We start from the raw sequence: 15,507 nt of genomic DNA, 5'->3' as shown, positions 1-15,507 counted from the left end.
CCCGGCAGCCCACCGCCGGCTGCCAGTTCCTCGACGGCACTCAAGGTGAGCCGACCGTCCCGGCACAGCGCAAGGCCCGCCGCGAATACGAGAACCGGGTCAGCGGCGATGTATCAAGGCCGGTGGGCGTTGTCGCTGAGCCAGGCCAGCACCTGGTCGGCGTGCTTGTCCGGCGGGAAGACCGGGTAGAAGACGTGCTCGATCATGTTGTTCTTGATGATCAGCGTGAGCCGCTTGTACAGCGTCAGCCCGCCTGCGGTGAAGGTGGGAAGGTCAAGTGCCCGGCCCAGACGCCGTGCGGGGTCGGACAGCATCCGGAACGGCAGACGGAGCCGCTCGGTGACCTCACGTTGGTAGTCGCTGTCCTGGCTGGAGAGGCCGTACACCTGGGTCGCGCCGGCCGCGAGCAGGTCCTGGTGGTGGTCGCGGAAGCCGCATGCCTCGGCGGTGCAGCCACGGGCGCCGGGGATGGTGTCCCAGCCCTCGGGCAGATCGGTGCCGGGGCGGCCCGTCAGCGGATAGATGTAGAGCACCGTGCGACCTGCGCCCAGCGCCTCAAGGCTGATCATGGCGCCGTCGGTGGCATGGAGCGTCAGCTGCGGCAGGCTCGCACCGCGCAGGCGGGCAGCAGCGCCGTCGTCCTCGGGAACGGGCAGGTCTGCAGGCAGGATCGTGTAGTCGGTCATCGGTTCCTCTCCGTCAGCCGGTGAGAAGCGGCTGTTGCGGTGAGCGGCCTCGTGCAGGTGCGCCACCAGCACCGCCCGGCGGGCGGTGAGGCCCTCGATCCGCTGCGTGAGCTCATCGATGGCGTCCCGGTACCCGGCCAGCGCGGCCGGGCAGTCGTCCGAGTGCCGGTGCCCCAGGCCCAGGCATTCCAGAAACGGCCGTGTCGCCTCGACGGGGATGCCGAGACGGCCCAGCGCCCGGATCTCCCGGGTGAGCCGTACGTCGTGCTCGTCGTAGTCCCGGTAGCCGTTGGCCAAACGCACCGGCGCGAGCAGCCCCAGCGATTCGTAGTAGCGCACCGCCTTGGTCGTCACACCTGCTCGCCGGGCCAGCTCACCTATCCGCATGCCTCTCACCTCGAAGAACGCTAAACCTTGCCCCTGAGGGTAAGGTCAAGCACCGGCGCTCCGGTGAGGAAGCGGGCTGAGTCGCGGCTGTCGTCTTCCGCTGCCCCGTCGCGGTGGCTGCCGTCCGCCCGGGCCCCCGTGCCCGCCTGCCTCCGGGGCAGCCCCCAGGGCCGGTGAGGGCGCCGCGTACAGTGCCCGTCATGACCCATCCGCATGCCGCGTCCCGCCCCACGCAAGCCGTCGTCCTGGCCGGTGGCCAGGGGTCGCGGCTGCGCCCCTACACCGACGACCGGCCCAAGCCGATGGTCGAGATCCCCGGGACGGGGAAGCCGATCATCGGACACCAGCTCGGCTGGCTCGCCGAGGAGGGCGTCACCGACGTCGTCGTCTCCTGCGGTCATCTCGCCGACGTGCTGGAGAAGTGGCTGGAGACCGCCGATCTGCCGGTGCGTGTCACGACGGTCGTGGAGTCCGAGCCTCTCGGCCGCGGCGGCGGTCTCAAGTACGCGGCCGCCCGCCTCCCGCACCCGGACCGGCCCTGGTACGCCACCAACGGCGACATCTGGACCCGGTTCTCGCTGCGCGACATGGCGGACTTCCACACCGAGCGCGACGCCCTCGCCACCCTCGCGCTGGCCCGTCCGCGCATCCCGTGGGGTGCGGTGAAGACGGACGGCTTCGGCCACATCACGGACTTCATCGAGGCGCCGCCGACGACGTACGAGATCAACGCGGGCGTCTACGTCTTCTCCCCCGAGTTCGCCGGCCTGCTGCCCGAGCGTGGGGATCACGAGCGCACGACGTTCCCGCATCTGGCCCGGGAGCGGCGCCTCGCGGGGTTCCCGATCCCGCAGGGCGCGTACTGGCGGGCGATCGACACGGCGAAGGACCTGACGGAGGCGGCGAAGGAGCTGGCGGCGCTGGGGCGCTGACGGCCCGTCCGGCCTCGACATGACGGTGGCCCCGGTGCTGGAGAGCACCGGGGCCACCGTCGATTCCGCAGGGCTCCTGAGGAGCTGTGTGTCAGCCGAGGAGCCCGCCCACCAGGCCCGGACGGCCGGTGTCGGACGACGATCCGCCGGTGCTGTCGGAGCCGCCGCTCGTGGAGCCTCCGGTGCTGGAGGAACCGCCGGAGGTGGGGCCGGAACTGGTGCTGGGGGCCTGCTGGTCCGGCGTGGAGCGCTGGGGCGGGGCCTGGCCGCCGCCGGTGCCCTGGGTCTGGCTGGGCGCGCCGGTGGTGGCGCTCTCGGTGTCGTCCTGGGTGGCGTCGGGGGAGCTGTCCGTGCCGGCGGTGGGGGCCGCCGAGGTGGCCTCCCGGGTGGGCTCGGCGGACGGCGAGGCCTTCTTCTTGCTGGGGCGCTGGCCGCCGGACTCCTGCGGGAGCGGGGAGCCGGGCAGTTCGTTGCGCGGGGCCTCGCCGGGGCCGGGGACGACGACGCGGTCGGCGTCTCGGACGGCGCCGCCGAGCAGGGAGCCGACGAGGAGGGTGATGCCCACGGTGATCGCGGTGACGAGTGCGCCGCGGCGCAGGACGTAGCGGCGCAGGTCCCACAGGTCGGCGCGGGGGCCGAGCCGGCGCCAGGCGCCGGCGGCGAGCCGGCCGTCGACGGAGTAGACCGGGGCGCCTGCGATGACCAGGGGCGACCAGGCGGCGAGGTAGATGATGTCGGGCGTCTCGTAGACCGGGGCGGTCTTCCAGCTGACGGTGACGAGGAGTGCGGCGGAGAGCGACGCGCCCACGAACGCGGCGACGCGCTGCCAGCAGCCGAGGACGGTGAGGACGCCGACGATCACCTGGAGGAAGGCGATGACGAGCCCCGAGCCGACGGGGTGGTGCAGGGCGAACTGGCGCAGTGGCTCGGCGACTTCCCAGGGGTGCAGGGTGTTGAGCCACTTCACCATGGAGCCGCGTTCGCCGCCGTCGAAGTAGACGGGGTCGCACAGTTTGCCCATGCCGGTGTAGACGGAGATGAAGCCGAGGAGGACGCGCAGGGGGAGCAGGACCACGCCGAGGTTGAGGCGGCGGTCGGGGTAGAAGGCGTGCCGGGCGGGTTCGTCGCCGTGGCGCCGGGAGCGCGGGGCGGTCTGCGCGGCGACGGCTTCGCCGAACTCCTCGAAGGGGGCGTCGTCGTAGGGCGGTTCGTCGTAGCCGGACAGGTCGTGGCCGTGGCCCGGTGGAGCGTATGCGGGCTCGTCGTAGGCGCTGCCGACGGTGCGCATGGCGGGCAGGATGCGGTTCTCGCCGGCGCCGGGGGTGCGCTGGGCGCCGACGGTGGGGGTTTCGAGGGTTTGGGCGGTGAGGCCGCCGTCGTAGCCGTCGTAGGTCTCGCCGGGCCCGACGCGGGGGATGACGCGGGTGGCTCCGGCGATGTCGGAGGGCGGTTCGCCGTGGCCCACGCTGCCTGCCCGCACGGCCTGGAGGAGGCGGTGGGCACCGGTGTCGTCCGGGGCCGACCGGCCGCTCCAGACGACGGCCCGGCGGCGCGTTCCGGGCGCGCCGGCCAGGCCCGCTCTGCCCGCGGTCCCTACGACGGGGATGCGGGCGGTGTCCTGGGTGGCGCTCAAGTGCCGGGCGACGCGCGGGGATTGGGTGCGCCGGGCCGACGCGCCCAACTGCACGCGGAAGCTCGCGTGACTGACGATGACCTGCGCCGGATCGCTCGGCACCTTCACCATGCTCAGCGCGGGAGCGTCGTCGAATCCCGACGAGCGGTCCCCCGTGGGTGTGCGGGGTGTTCTGGTGTCCACACTCATCTAACCGAGTGACGTGACGTTAGGACACTGCCTTGACCGACCGGATCTGTCCGGACGCCGTCAAGGCTGCCCACAGCCGCCCGCGCCCCCGGGGAGCCGCGCGCACGGCGCCCGGCGACCTGCGCCGGCGCGCCGCCCCGTACACGCGTGACTGCCCCGGCGGCGCGCCCCCGTCTCCCGCGTGCCGGGCTATCCCCGTCGGCGCGCGGCCTCGTACAGCACGACTCCCGCCGCCACACCGGCGTTGAGGGATTCCGCGCCGCCCGGCATGGGGATGCGCACCCGGAAGTCGCAGGTCTCGCCGACCAGTCGGGACAGGCCCTTGCCCTCGCTGCCGACGACGATGACGACGGGGCCCTGGAGGGCTTCCAGTTGGCCGATCTCCGCTTCTCCGTCGGCTGCCAGGCCGACGACCGCGATGCCGGCCTTCTTGTAGGCCTCCAGTGCGCGCGTGAGGTTGGTGGCGCGGGCCACCGGGGTGCGGGCGGCGGTGCCGGCGGAGGTCTTCCAGGCGCCGGCGGTCATGCCGGCGGCGCGCCGTTCGGGGACGACGACGCCGTGGCCGCCGAAGGCGGAGACGGAGCGGACGACGGCGCCGAGGTTGCGCGGGTCGGTCACGCCGTCGAGGGCGACGATGAGCGGGTCCTCGCCCGCGTCGAAGGCGGCGGCGGCGAGGTCCTCGGGGTGGGCGTACTCGTAGGGCGGGACCTGGAGGACGAGGCCCTGGTGGTTGAGGCCGTTCGTCATGCGGTCGAGCTCGGGGCGCGGGGCCTCCATGAGGTTGATGCCGCCGCGCTCGGCCGCGAGCTGGAGGGCCTCGCGCACGCGCTCGTCGTTGTCGATGAACTGCTGGACGTAGAGCGTGGAGGCGGGGACGCCCTCGCGCAGTGCCTCGACGACCGGGTTGCGGCCGACGACCAGTTCGGAGGCCGACTTGCCGCCTCGGCCGCGGGGTGCGGGACGGCGTGCGGCCTGCTTGGTCTTGGCGGTGGCGATGCGGTTCTTCTTGTGGCCCTTGCGCATCTCGGCGGGCGGGGTCGGCCCCTTGCCCTCAAGGCCTCGGCGCCGCTGGCCGCCGCTGCCGACCTGCGCGCCCTTCTTGCCGGACATGCGACGGTTGTTGGCTGCCATGACCTACCTGTTTTCCGTGAACTGTGGTGCGTGCGTACATGCAGTGTGCCGCCCGGGGGGCCGGGCGGCACAATCGATCAAGGGTGCTGTCAACGCGGGCCCAGGGACCAGCGTGGTCCCTGCGGGCCGTCCTCGATGACGAGGCCGGACTGGTTGAGCTGGTCGCGGATGGCGTCCGCGGTCGCCCAGTCCTTGCGTCCCCGGGCGGCTTCGCGCTGGTCCAGGACGAGGCGTACGAGGCTGTCGACGACGCCGTGGAGGTCCTCGCCCCGGTCGGTCTCGCCCGCCCAGTGTGCGTCGAGGGGGTCGAGTCCGAGGACGCCGAGCATGGCGCGGACCTCGGCGAGGCGGGCCACCGCGGCTTCCTTGTCGTCGGCGGCGAGGGCGGAGTTGCCCTGCCGGACCGTCGTGTGCACGACGGCGAGCGCCTGGGGGACGCCGAGGTCGTCGTCCATCGCCTCGGCGAAGGCCGGCGGGACCTCGGGGGCGGGTTCGACGACTCCCCCCGCCTTCTCGACGACGCGCTGGACGAAGCCCTCGATCCGCGCGAACGCCGACTCGGCCTCGCGCAGGGCTTCCTCGCTGTACTCGATCATCGAGCGGTAGTGCGGTGTGCCGAGGTAGTAGCGCAGGACGATGGGCCGCCACTGCTTGACCATCTCGGAGACGAGGACGCTGTTGCCCAGCGACTTCGACATCTTCTCGCCGCTCATGGTGACCCAGGCGTTGTGCACCCAGTACCGGGCGAAGTCGTCGCCGTAGGCCTTGGCCTGGGCGATCTCGTTCTCGTGGTGGGGGAAGATCAGGTCGAGGCCGCCGCCGTGGATGTCGAAGGCGGTGCCCAGGTACTTGTGGGCCATCGCCGAGCACTCCAGGTGCCAGCCGGGGCGGCCTCGGCCCCAGGGCGTCTCCCAGCTGGGCTCGCCGGGCTTGGTCGCCTTCCACATGGCGAAGTCGCGGGGGTCACGCTTGCCCGTCTCGCCCTCGCCGGAGGGCTGGAGCAGGTTGTCCAGTTCCTGGTTGGACAGCCGCAGGTACCCCGGGAAGGACCGCACGTCGAAGTAGACGTTGCCGTCGGCCTCGTAGGCGTGTCCGCGCTCGATGAGGCCGCGCATCATCTCGATCATCTCGGGGACGTGCCCGGTGGCCCGCGGTTCGTACGTCGGCGGCAGGCAGCCGAGGGCGTGGTAGCCGTCGTTGAACGCGCGCTCGTTGTCGTACCCGATGGACCACCAGGGGCGGCCCTGGTCGTGGGACTTGGCGATGATCTTGTCGTCGATGTCGGTGACGTTGCGGATGAACGTGACGTCGTAGCCGCGGTGGGCGAACCAGCGGCGCATGATGTCGAAGTTCAGGCCCGAGCGGATGTGCCCGATGTGCGGGGCCGCCTGCACGGTGGCGCCACACAGGTAGATCGAGACGCAACCCGGCTGGAGCGGGGAGAAGTCACGGATCTGCCGGGCGCTGGTGTCGTACAGGCGAATAGTCACCCCTCCAGGGTAGTGGGCGTGGGACCATGCCCCGCTCTCTTCCGCTCAAGGGCCACAGATTCGTGACACGACACGGCATATGACGGCCCGCGGGCGCTCCCGGCGCGGCTGCCGGGGGCGCCCGGGCGCGTCAGCCCGTGCGGGCGACCAGCGCCGTCGCCACCGCCATGAGGCCCTCGTCCCGGCCGGGGAAGCCGAGGCCGTCGGTGGTGGCGCCCGAGACGGAGACGGGGGCGCCGGCGGCGTCGGAGAGGATCTTCTGGGCCTCGTCGCGCCGCTTGCCGATCTTCGGGCGCGGGCCGACCACCTGGACGGCGACGTTGCCGATGGTGAAGCCGGCGGCGCGGACGATCCGGGCGGCCTCCGTCAGCAGGGTCACCCCTGAGGCGCCGGACCACTCGGGGCGGCCGGTGCCGAAGTGCTGTCCGAGGTCGCCGAGTCCGGCGGCGGAGAAGAGCGCGTTGCACGCGGCGTGGGCGACGACGTCGGCGTCGGAGTGGCCGGCCAGCCCGGGTCCCTCGCCCTCCCATTTCAGGCCCGCGCACCACAGCTCGCGGCCGTCCTCGAAGGCGTGGATGTCGGTGCCGATGCCGACCTGGGGCAGAAGCGGGGCGTCAGAAGCCATCGTTGAGCCTCCTGCGGGCCAGGACCGCCTCGGCGAGGACGAGGTCGAGCGGGCGCGTCACCTTGAAGGCCTCCTCGTGGCCGGGGACGGCGACGACGGTCAGGCCGAGCCGTTCGACCATGCCGGCGTCGTCGGTGACCTCGTCGGTCACGCTCTCGTGGGCCTGGATGAGGGTGGCGCGGTCGAAGCCCTGGGGGGTCTGGACGGCGCGCAGCCGGGCCCGCTCCGGGGTGGCGACGACCGGCTCCGGTTCGCCGGGGGCGGTCGCGGGGTCGACCTCTTTGACGGTGTCGGCGAGGGGCAGGGCGGGGACGACGGCGCGGGCGCCGTCGCGGACGGCCTCGATCACGGCGTCGACGGTGTCGACGGGGACCAGCGGCCGGGCGGCGTCGTGCACGAGGACGATGTCGTGGCCGGGCGGCAGCGCGTCGAGGCCGAGCCTGACCGACTCCTGCCGGCTCTCGCCGCCGGGGACGACGACGAAGTCGGTGCGCTCGGGCAGGGAGTGTGCGTCGAGCAGTGACCTGACCTCGGCGGCGCCCTCGGGTGGGGCGACCACGACCACGAGGGTGACCGCGCGGGAGGCGGCGAGGGCGCGCACCGCGTGGATCAGCATGGGGGTCCCGCCCAGCGCGCGGAGCGCCTTGGGGGCGCCCGGGCCCAGGCGTACGCCCCGGCCGGCAGCCGGGATGACCGCGGCCGCACGGGCCGGGGCGGGCGAGGGACGCGAATCGTCAGACATCGGTTCCTGTCAGGTTTGTGTGCTCGGCCTTGGTGGGTACGGAGACAGCGTGCCGGGCGCGACGCCTTGACCGGACCCTTCCGTGACGCCGGTCGAGCCTGCTGCCCGGGCCCGGCACCCCGGAAAATCGGGGGATCTTCCTCCGAAGCACGATGCGGTCGACCGCGAGACGCGATCGACTGCGCGCGACATGCGAAGAGCACTCGGGGTGGCGTGGCGACGGCGTGCGGCACTGCGGGAGAGACATGCGGACGGCGTCCGGGCACGGACATGCCGCAGCGCCCGGCGACTTGAGCTTCGTCATCGGGCACCGCGGCATTTCAGTGTGCTGAGCCGAGGCCGGTGTGCGTCGGCGTCAGGACGCGAGGACCTCGTCGAGGAGCGCCTCCGCCTTGTCCTCGTTGGTGTTCTCCGCGAGGGCGAGCTCGCTCACCAGAATCTGGCGGGCCTTGGCGAGCATGCGCTTCTCGCCGGCGGAGAGTCCACGCTCACGCTCACGACGCCACAGGTCACGCACGACTTCCGCGACCTTGATGACATCGCCGGAGGCGAGCTTCTCGAGATTTGCCTTGTAACGACGCGACCAGTTCGTGGGCTCCTCGGCGTACGGCGCGCGCAGCACCTCGAAGACCCGGTCCAGCCCGTCCTGACCGACCACATCACGCACGCCGACGAACTCCGCATTGTCCGCTGGCACACGCACTGTCAGGTCGCCCTGGGCGACCTTCAGCACCAAGTAGGTCTTGTCCACGCCTTTGATCTGACGAGTTTCGATAGCCTCGATCAGCGCGGCCCCGTGATGGGGATAGACCACGGTGTCGCCAACCTTGAACGTCATGTGACAGGTACCCCTTCCGTGGCTATCCAGGGTAACACGGAATCCGCGGGTTCTGAATGGCGTTTTCGCAGGTCAGGGCATATCTCGGGGGTTGACAACCACGACAGGGACGTGCTGCGGACGGTGCGCGGAAGCAGGTATTCGCAGGTCGGAGCGGCTGTCCGACGGGGGTGAAACGCGTACGTTACACGCATCCACAACCCCTCCCGAGTGCCCGAACATCCCCATATGTCCGGTTGCCGGTGTGCGACTTCCGCTACTCCGTTCGGTGTGCTGAGTCGCATCCGAGCCGTTTCCCGAATTGATCACGCCGGGGGATCGCACCGCCGACCGAACGCCCGGTGATCAATTTCCGGGGCGGCCCCGCTTTCCCGCACCGAAAATCCCCGGTCCCGCCGAGTGGCGGTTATGTGAATGACGAAGGGACTGAAGTGGCTGAAGTGACTGGTGAGTCACTTGTGATGTGAGTGACGGAAGTGATCTGAGTGGCCACCGCGCCCCCAGGGCACCCGAGTGCCGGAGGTGCCGCCCGCCCGCGGGAGCCGCCCTCACCGGTGCGGAACGCCGTAGAGGCGGGTCGGGTGCGGCGGCGTGGGAGCGGCTCGGTAACCTTGTGGCCCGCTGACAGACCCTTAGGGTGGCTTTATCCAGGAGAGCTGCCCGCGCGTTCCAAGGAGATGCCGCCGCCGTGAGCAGCAGCCTTCGACGCGGCGCCCTCGCCGCCTCCGCCCTTGCTTTCTCGATCGCCACGCTCGCCGCGTGCGGCGCAGGCAACGACAGCCAGACGCTGGAGATCAAGCCGGACAACGCCGCCACGAGCGTCGGCGACATCAAGCTGCAGAACGTCGTCGTCATCACCCAGCCCGACCCGGAGTCCACGGGTCCGGCCGCGGTCTCCGCGACAGTCTTCAACGGCGGCGACAAGCCGCAGACGCTGGACTCGATCAGCGTGGACGGGGTGAGCAAGCCCGTCGAGATCAAGCCCGCCAAGGGTGAGAGCAAGGTGACGATCCCGGCCGGCGGCTCGGTCGTCATCGGCGGCAAGGACAACGCCTCCGCGGTCGTGGACGGCAGCGAAGAGGCGGTCCAGGGCGGCAACGCCCAGAAGGTGACGTTCACCTTCAGCGAGACCGGCGAGGTCAGCCTGCTGGCCTTCGTCGTCCCCGCCGAGAGCTACTTCAGCGAGTGGGGCCCGAGCGACATCCCGTCCGCGCCGGGGGCCTCGGCCTCCCCGTCCGCCTCCGCGTCGGCGTCGGCCTCCGCGTCGGCGGGCCAGCCGGGCACGGCGGGCGCGGCCTCCGCGAGCGCCTCGGAGTCGGCGGCCGCCGGCCACTGAGCCCCGTACCGCCTCGTACACATGACGAAGGGCGGCGCCCCGCGTGGGGCGCCGCCCTTCGTCATGCCTTCGGTGACCGCTCCCGGCCGGCCGTGACGGCCTACGGCTCGAACTTGTAGCCGAGCCCCCGTACCGTCACCAGGTACCGGGGCGCGCCCGGGTCGGGCTCGATCTTCGCGCGCAGGCGCTTGACGTGGACGTCCAGGGTCTTTGTGTCGCCCACGTAGTCGGCGCCCCAGACGCGGTCGATGAGCTGCATACGGGTGAGGACGCGGCCCGCGTTGCGCAGCAGCATCTCCAGCAGGTCGAACTCCTTCAGCGGGAGGTCGATCTTCGAGCCGGCGACGGTCACGACGTGCCGGTCGACGTCCATCCTGACCGGCCCCGCCTCCAGCGCCGCGGGGGTCGTCTCCTCCGGCTCGCCCCGCCGGCGCAGGACGGCCCTGATCCGGGCGACCAGCTCGCGTGAGGAGAACGGCTTGGTGACGTAGTCGTCTGCGCCTATCTCCAGGCCGACGACCTTGTCGATCTCGCTGTCCTTGGCGGTCACCATGATCACGGGGACGTTGGAGCGGCCGCGCAGCTGCCGGCACACCTCCGTGCCGGGCAGCCCCGGCAGCATCAGGTCGAGGAGGACGAGGTCGGCGCCGTTGCGCTCGAACTCGTCGAGTCCGTCGGGCCCGGTGGTCGCGACGGCGACCTCGAAACCCTCCTTGCGGAGCATGTACGACAGGGCGTCGGAAAAGGACTCCTCGTCCTCGACGACGAGCACTCGGGTCACGGAAGGACCTCCGGGGCGGAAAGCGTCTGGTACGCGGTTGAGTCGGGGGATGCGGGAGTTGCGGGGTGTTCGGGGGTCCCCGGGGAGGGGCCGGGGCCCGGGGGAGGTGAGGTGCGGCGGGCGCCGCCGGCGGGCGCGTCGGGGTCGTAGGGTCCGGGGTCCTGGCCGTAGACGCCGTCGGCGTAGAGGTCGGCATCGTCGCCGTACGCGCCGTCGTCCCCGTAGGAGTGGTCGTCTTCGCCGTAGGGGTCGGTGCGGCGGCGGGCGGCCGCTTCCGGGAGCCGGAGTGTGAAGGTGGAGCCCTGTCCCTCGGCGCTCCACACGGTGACCTCTCCGCCGTGCGAGGCGGCCACGTGCTTGACGATGGCCAGTCCGAGGCCGGTGCCGCCGGTGGCGCGGGAGCGGGCGGGGTCGACGCGGTAGAAGCGCTCGAAGATGCGTTCCTTGTCCTTGTCGGAGATGCCGATGCCCTGGTCGGTGACGGCGATCTCGATCAGGTCGCCGCCGGGGGCGGTCACCCGGCGGGCGGCTATGCCGACGCGGGTGCGGGCGGGCGAGTAGTTGACGGCGTTCTCGACGAGGTTGCCGAGGGCGGCTGCCAGTTGGCCGCGGTTGCCGTGGACGCGCAGGCCGGAGGCGCCGGCGGCGGCCATGGTGATCTGCTTGGCGCCGGCCTGGTGGCGGCAGCGGTCGACGGCCTCGGTGACGAGTTCGTCGACCGCGACGGGCTCGGCGTCCTCCAGGGGGTCGTCGTTCTGCACGCGGGAGAGGTCGATGAGCTCCTGGACCAGGTTGGTGAGCCGGGTGGCCTCGATCTGCATCCGGCCGGCGAAGCGTTCCACGGCCTCCGGGTCGTCGGAGGCGTCCATGACGGCTTCGGAGAGCAGGGAGAGCGCGCCGACGGGCGTCTTCAGCTCGTGGCTGACGTTGGCGACGAAGTCGCGTCGTACGGCTTCGATGCGCCGGGCTTCGGTGAGGTCCTCGACGAGGAGCAGGACGAGGCGGGAGCCGAGGGGCGCCACGCGGGCGGAGACGGCGAGGGCCTCGCCCCGGCCGGTGCCCCGTCTGGGCAGGTCCAGTTCGACCTGGCGTATCTCCCCGTCGCGTCTGGTGTCGCGGGCCATCTGGAGCATCGGCTCGACGGCGAGTTTGCCGCCGCGGACCAGGCCGAGGGCGTACGCCGCCGAGCTGGCCTTGACGACGGCGTCGGCCTCGTCGAGGACGACGGCCGAGGAACGGAGGACGGACAGGACGGTGTCCACACCCGGGGGGAGGACGGGATCGGTGTGCAAGGAGGTCCTGGTGGGTCGTTTCTGTTCGCGTTCGCTCCAACGGAACGCCAGCATGGCGATGACACCGGTGAGCACCCCGGCGATCGCAGCCGCTGCGGCGACCGCCGCGTTCACGTCCATGCGTCCAGGTTAGGCATGGCGTCCGGCCTGGCCACAGCCATCGGTGTGGGACCTCGGACACTCGTCGCCCAGAGTTCACCTTGGAGCCAGTGGTGGTTCATTTGAGGTGACGGAAACCGACGCGTACGGGGCGGACCGTGGCACGGTGGGGTTCACAGCGCCGGTTCCACGGCCGGTCCGGCCCCCGGAGCCCCTGAAGAACGACGTACGAGAGGGAACCCTGATGCGGGACGCGTACCACGAGGAACTGGACTCGATCGGCGACAGTCTGGTGGAGATGGCCCGGCTGGTGGGGTCGGCAGTCGGACGCGCCACGACCGCCATCCTCGACGCCGATCTCAAGCTGGCCGAGAGCGTGATCGAGGCCGACCAGAAGGTCGACGAGCTTCAGCACGACCTGGAGGCGCGGGCCATCGCGCTGCTGGCGCGGCAGCAGCCGGTCGCGACGGACCTGCGCATAGTGGTGACGTCGCTGCGCATGTCGGCGGACCTGGAGCGCTCGGGCGACCTCGCCCAGCATGTGGCGAAGCTGGCGCGACTGCGTTTCCCGGAGCGGGCGGTGCCGCGTGACCTGCACGCCACGATCCTGGAGATGGGCCAGCTGGCGCAGCGTCTGATGGCCAAGGCGGCCGAGGTGATCATCACGAAGGACGTCGACCTCGCGCTCCAGCTGGAGACGGACGACGACGAGATGGACCTGCTGCACCGGACGCTGTTCCAGCACCTGATCGACGATCGCTGGCAGCACGGCATCGAGACGGCGGTGGACGTCACCCTGCTGGGCCGCTACTACGAACGCTTCGCCGACCACGCGGTGGCGGTCGCGAAGCGGGTGGTGTTCCTGGTGACCGGTGAACACGCGGACGAACTCCAGCAGGACCTGCCGACGGAGATCCAGCCGGTGCCGGGGACGGAGGGGGCGTAGCCGGCCGCGGGACCGTGGGCCCGGGGAGGCGGCCGTCCCCGACGGCGCGACGGCGCGTCGGCGCGTCGGCGCGGAGGAGCGAGCCCCGGGCGCGGTGGAGCCTCCGTGCGCCGTTGATGCGCCCGCCGGGAGGGGCATGCAATGGGCGACAAGGCGCTCCAGCCTTCAGGCCTCCAGGAGGAACCCATGGCCGAAGCTCCCAGCACCTCCACCCCGACGGCCCCCACCCAGGAACGCCCGACCGAACAGCCCGCGCAGATCAGGAGCCTGCCCCTGATCGCGGCGTGCGGCTGCGGCTCGGGCTGCGGGTGCGGGTGCCAGTCGGGAAGCCCGTGCCAGTGCGGCTGACAGCCCACCGCCACTGAAGGGGCCCAGCGTTCCGCCCGGGCCCCTTCCTCTCCGTACACGGGCCGTCAGCGCCCGGCCCACCTCCGCGGGGCCCCACCGGACCTCAGCCTTCCGCCGGCGCCTCTCCCCGCGTCGACGCCATGCGACGGCGGCCGCTCATGGGCCGTCGAAGCCGCCCGAGACAACAGCGAGCGGGACGACAAGCAGCGTGATCTGCTGGCCCGGGTACGAGGCCTGTCCCCGAGAGGTCGTCGAGACGTCACCCGGTGCGTACGAGTGGCGGCGCGCGCAGGGGAGCGATGCCCGGTCGGCGGGCGTGAGCTGACGTCCCGTCGTCGGCCTTGCCGGCGCGCGACGGACTGGTCAGCCGCAGGAACACCCGACAGCGGCCGGGGCCTCGTCGGTGGCCTGGCCGGTGCAGCAGCCGTCGCCGGCGGCGTCGGTGCCGGCGCTCTTGCCGAGGGTGTCGGCGTCGGCCTTGACGACGTAGACCTCCCACGGCTCCTTGCCGGGGCCGTGGACCCACACCTTGTCCTGGAGCGCGTAGCAGCAGGAGGTGTCGTTCTCCTCGAAGGTGGCCAGGCCGGCCTCCTTGAGTCGGGTGGTGGCGGCGGTGACCTGGCCGGTCGACTCGACCTCGACGCCGAGGTGGTCCAGGCGGGTCTCCTCGCCGGGCCCGCCCTCGATCAGTACGAGCTTGAGCGGGGGCTCGGTGATGGCGAAGTTGGCGTAGCCCTCGCGGCGCTTGGCCGGTTCGACGCCGAAGAGCTTCGAGTAGAAGGTGATCGAGGCTTCGAGGTCGCTGACGCGCAGGGCGAGCTGGGCACGAGACATGACGTGACTCCGATCTGCTTGCATTGATGTCTGTCAATACAGAGCTTGCGCCTTGGATCGAGAAACGTCAACATAGAAGAATGTCGAAGCAAGAACTAGTGGTGGTCGGGCAGGACGACGGGTCCGCCGCTTGCTGCCCGGGGCTGGCGACCGCCCCTCTGGACGACGTCCAGGCGGCCGGCCTGGCGAAGATCTTCAAGGCGCTGGGCGACCCGGTCCGGCTGCGGCTGCTGTCGATGATCGCTTCGCCGTCGGGCGGCGAGGTCTGCGTGTGTGACCTGACCCCGGCCTTCGACCTCTCACAGCCGACGATCTCGCATCACCTCAAGCTGCTCCGCCAGGCGGGGCTGATCGACTGCGAGCGCCGCGGGACGTGGGTGTACTACTGGGCCCTTCCCGGAACCCTGGAGCGGCTGTCCGCCTTCCTGGCGACCACACGGACCGATGAGGCGACCGCGTGAGCGCATCGCTCGGCCGCCGGGCCCTGGCCGAGGCGGTGGGGTCGGCCGCCCTGACCGCGGTGGTGGTCGGCTCCGGCATCCAGGCCACCGGACTGACCGATGACGTCGGCGTCCAGTTGCTGGCCAACTCCCTGGCCACCGTCTTCGGCCTGGGGGTACTCATCGCGCTGTTCGGGCCGGTCTCCGGCGCGCACTTCAACCCCGTGGTGACACTCGCCGCCTGGTTCACCGGCCGCCACACCCTCGACGGGCCGACCCTACGGGACCTGGCCGCGTACGTCCCGGCCCAGACGGCCGGGGCGATCGGCGGCACGATCCTGGCCGACGCCATGTTCGCCGAGCCGCTGGTCCAGTGGTCCACTCGTGACCGCTCAGCCGGTCACCTCTGGCTCGGTGAACTGGTCGCGACCGCCGGGCTCGTCCTGCTCGTCCTCGGCCTCACCCGCACCGGCCGCGCCCAGCTCGCCCCCGTCGCCGTGGCCTCCTACATCGGCGCGGCGTACTGGTTCACGTCCTCCACCTCGTTCGCCAATCCTGCCGTCACCATCGGGCGCGCGTTCACGGACACGTTCGCCGGCATCGCACCCGCCTCGGTCCTCCCGTTCATCGTGGCCCAGTTCGTCGGCGCCGTCACCGGCCTCGGCCTGGTGGCCGCCGTGTTCACCCACCCCGCACCGCCCCGGACCGGCGCCGTCGTCACCGACGACGAACCCGAACTCGCCGCCCCCTGACCCGCTCCGCTCAGAAAGACACCCGT

15 protein-coding genes are annotated in these 15,507 nt (G+C 71.7%); 5 read left to right on the top strand and 10 right to left on the bottom strand.

Features of this window, described 5'->3' with window-relative positions; genetic code table 11:
• Positions 1 to 113: 113 nt before the first annotated feature.
• Positions 114 to 1,073 (bottom strand): MerR family transcriptional regulator, encoded by a 960-nt coding sequence (locus tag EV567_RS19730; RefSeq protein ID WP_130441921.1) that lies wholly within the window; start codon positions 1,071 to 1,073, stop codon positions 114 to 116.
• Between the two features lie 200 nt (positions 1,074 to 1,273).
• On the opposite strand from EV567_RS19730, the gene EV567_RS19725 reads away from it, so the two are divergent.
• Entirely contained in the window at positions 1,274 to 2,005 is a 732-nt protein-coding gene (locus EV567_RS19725) for a nucleotidyltransferase family protein (RefSeq protein ID WP_130441919.1), read from the top strand.
• 91 nt (positions 2,006 to 2,096) lie between these two features.
• Here the strand turns inward: EV567_RS19725 and EV567_RS19720 are convergent, their stop codons facing one another.
• The 6 genes from EV567_RS19720 to EV567_RS19695 all read right to left on the bottom strand — a co-directional run bounded on the left by EV567_RS19720 (position 2,097) and on the right by EV567_RS19695 (position 8,653).
• On the bottom strand, positions 2,097 to 3,827 hold the full coding sequence (locus tag EV567_RS19720; RefSeq protein ID WP_130441917.1) for a DoxX family membrane protein: 1,731 nt from the start codon (positions 3,825 to 3,827) through the stop codon (positions 2,097 to 2,099).
• A 189-nt stretch (positions 3,828 to 4,016) separates the two neighbouring features.
• Positions 4,017 to 4,958 carry a 23S rRNA (guanosine(2251)-2'-O)-methyltransferase RlmB gene (rlmB, locus tag EV567_RS19715; protein ID WP_130441915.1) on the bottom strand — a complete coding sequence of 314 codons (942 nt, stop codon included), beginning with the start codon at positions 4,956 to 4,958 and terminating at the stop codon, positions 4,017 to 4,019.
• Between the two features lie 89 nt (positions 4,959 to 5,047).
• Positions 5,048 to 6,448: a cysteine--tRNA ligase gene (cysS, locus tag EV567_RS19710; RefSeq protein WP_130441913.1), complete on the bottom strand. Its 1,401-nt coding sequence runs from the start codon at positions 6,446 to 6,448 to the stop codon at positions 5,048 to 5,050.
• Positions 6,449 to 6,578: 130 nt separating this feature from the next.
• A complete protein-coding gene (gene ispF, locus EV567_RS19705; protein WP_130441911.1) occupies positions 6,579 to 7,073 on the bottom strand; it encodes a 2-C-methyl-D-erythritol 2,4-cyclodiphosphate synthase in 495 nt (164 codons plus the stop codon).
• Positions 7,063 to 7,815: a 2-C-methyl-D-erythritol 4-phosphate cytidylyltransferase gene (gene ispD, locus EV567_RS19700; protein ID WP_130441909.1), complete on the bottom strand. Its 753-nt coding sequence runs from the start codon at positions 7,813 to 7,815 to the stop codon at positions 7,063 to 7,065. Before ispD ends, ispF begins: the two co-directional genes overlap by 11 nt.
• Before the next feature lie 355 nt (positions 7,816 to 8,170).
• Positions 8,171 to 8,653: a CarD family transcriptional regulator gene (locus EV567_RS19695; protein WP_003953493.1), complete on the bottom strand. Its 483-nt coding sequence runs from the start codon at positions 8,651 to 8,653 to the stop codon at positions 8,171 to 8,173.
• 688 nt (positions 8,654 to 9,341) lie between these two features.
• On the opposite strand from EV567_RS19695, the gene EV567_RS19685 reads away from it, so the two are divergent.
• Positions 9,342 to 9,989, top strand: coding sequence for a DUF461 domain-containing protein (locus EV567_RS19685; RefSeq protein WP_130441907.1), 648 nt, complete (start codon positions 9,342 to 9,344; stop codon positions 9,987 to 9,989).
• A gap of 100 nt (positions 9,990 to 10,089) precedes the next feature.
• Here the strand turns inward: EV567_RS19685 and EV567_RS19680 are convergent, their stop codons facing one another.
• Together EV567_RS19680 and EV567_RS19675 are read right to left on the bottom strand one after the other, a co-directional pair.
• Entirely contained in the window at positions 10,090 to 10,770 is a 681-nt protein-coding gene (locus EV567_RS19680) for a response regulator transcription factor (RefSeq protein ID WP_130441905.1), read from the bottom strand.
• Positions 10,767 to 12,182: a cell wall metabolism sensor histidine kinase WalK gene (locus EV567_RS19675; RefSeq protein WP_130441903.1), complete on the bottom strand. Its 1,416-nt coding sequence runs from the start codon at positions 12,180 to 12,182 to the stop codon at positions 10,767 to 10,769. The genes EV567_RS19680 and EV567_RS19675 overlap by 4 nt, the downstream gene beginning before the upstream one ends.
• Positions 12,183 to 12,405: 223 nt before the next feature.
• On the opposite strand from EV567_RS19675, the gene phoU reads away from it, so the two are divergent.
• Entirely contained in the window at positions 12,406 to 13,107 is a 702-nt protein-coding gene (phoU, locus tag EV567_RS19670; RefSeq protein WP_130441901.1) for a phosphate signaling complex protein PhoU, read from the top strand.
• A 711-nt stretch (positions 13,108 to 13,818) separates the two neighbouring features.
• On the opposite strand, the gene EV567_RS19660 is transcribed toward phoU, so the two are convergent.
• Complete coding sequence (locus tag EV567_RS19660) at positions 13,819 to 14,289, bottom strand: ArsI/CadI family heavy metal resistance metalloenzyme (protein ID WP_130441897.1); 471 nt, start codon at positions 14,287 to 14,289, stop codon at positions 13,819 to 13,821.
• Positions 14,290 to 14,369: 80 nt separating this feature from the next.
• On the opposite strand from EV567_RS19660, the gene EV567_RS19655 reads away from it, so the two are divergent.
• Together EV567_RS19655 and EV567_RS19650 are read left to right on the top strand one after the other, a co-directional pair.
• Positions 14,370 to 14,750, top strand: a complete 381-nt coding sequence (locus EV567_RS19655) for a helix-turn-helix transcriptional regulator (RefSeq protein WP_130441895.1) — start codon at positions 14,370 to 14,372, stop codon at positions 14,748 to 14,750.
• Positions 14,747 to 15,481 carry an aquaporin gene (locus tag EV567_RS19650; protein ID WP_130441893.1) on the top strand — a complete coding sequence of 245 codons (735 nt, stop codon included), beginning with the start codon at positions 14,747 to 14,749 and terminating at the stop codon, positions 15,479 to 15,481. The genes EV567_RS19655 and EV567_RS19650 overlap by 4 nt, the downstream gene beginning before the upstream one ends.
• Positions 15,482 to 15,507 lie beyond the last annotated feature (26 nt).

This window comes from Streptomyces sp. BK239, assembly GCF_004217285.1.
In the GTDB taxonomy this organism is placed as follows: Bacteria; Actinomycetota; Actinomycetes; order Streptomycetales; family Streptomycetaceae; genus Streptomyces.
This window is presented reverse-complemented; position numbering and strand designations above follow the sequence as displayed.

What these genes read in the sequence shown, in the direction of transcription:
- EV567_RS19730 (WP_130441921.1), bottom strand. Translation starts at nt 1,073, where the DNA reads ATGCGGATAGGTGAGCTGGCCCGGCGAGCAGGTGTGACGACCAAGGCG.
- EV567_RS19725 (WP_130441919.1), top strand. Translation starts at nt 1,274, where the DNA reads ATGACCCATCCGCATGCCGCGTCCCGCCCCACGCAAGCCGTCGTCCTG.
- EV567_RS19720 (WP_130441917.1), bottom strand. Translation starts at nt 3,827, where the DNA reads ATGAGTGTGGACACCAGAACACCCCGCACACCCACGGGGGACCGCTCG.
- rlmB (WP_130441915.1), bottom strand. Translation starts at nt 4,958, where the DNA reads ATGGCAGCCAACAACCGTCGCATGTCCGGCAAGAAGGGCGCGCAGGTC.
- ispF (WP_130441911.1), bottom strand. Translation starts at nt 7,073, where the DNA reads ATGGCTTCTGACGCCCCGCTTCTGCCCCAGGTCGGCATCGGCACCGAC.
- ispD (WP_130441909.1), bottom strand. Translation starts at nt 7,815, where the DNA reads ATGTCTGACGATTCGCGTCCCTCGCCCGCCCCGGCCCGTGCGGCCGCG.
- EV567_RS19695 (WP_003953493.1), bottom strand. Translation starts at nt 8,653, where the DNA reads ATGACGTTCAAGGTTGGCGACACCGTGGTCTATCCCCATCACGGGGCC.
- EV567_RS19675 (WP_130441903.1), bottom strand. Translation starts at nt 12,182, where the DNA reads ATGGACGTGAACGCGGCGGTCGCCGCAGCGGCTGCGATCGCCGGGGTG.
- phoU (WP_130441901.1), top strand. Translation starts at nt 12,406, where the DNA reads ATGCGGGACGCGTACCACGAGGAACTGGACTCGATCGGCGACAGTCTG.
- EV567_RS19660 (WP_130441897.1), bottom strand. Translation starts at nt 14,289, where the DNA reads ATGTCTCGTGCCCAGCTCGCCCTGCGCGTCAGCGACCTCGAAGCCTCG.
- EV567_RS19655 (WP_130441895.1), top strand. Translation starts at nt 14,370, where the DNA reads ATGTCGAAGCAAGAACTAGTGGTGGTCGGGCAGGACGACGGGTCCGCC.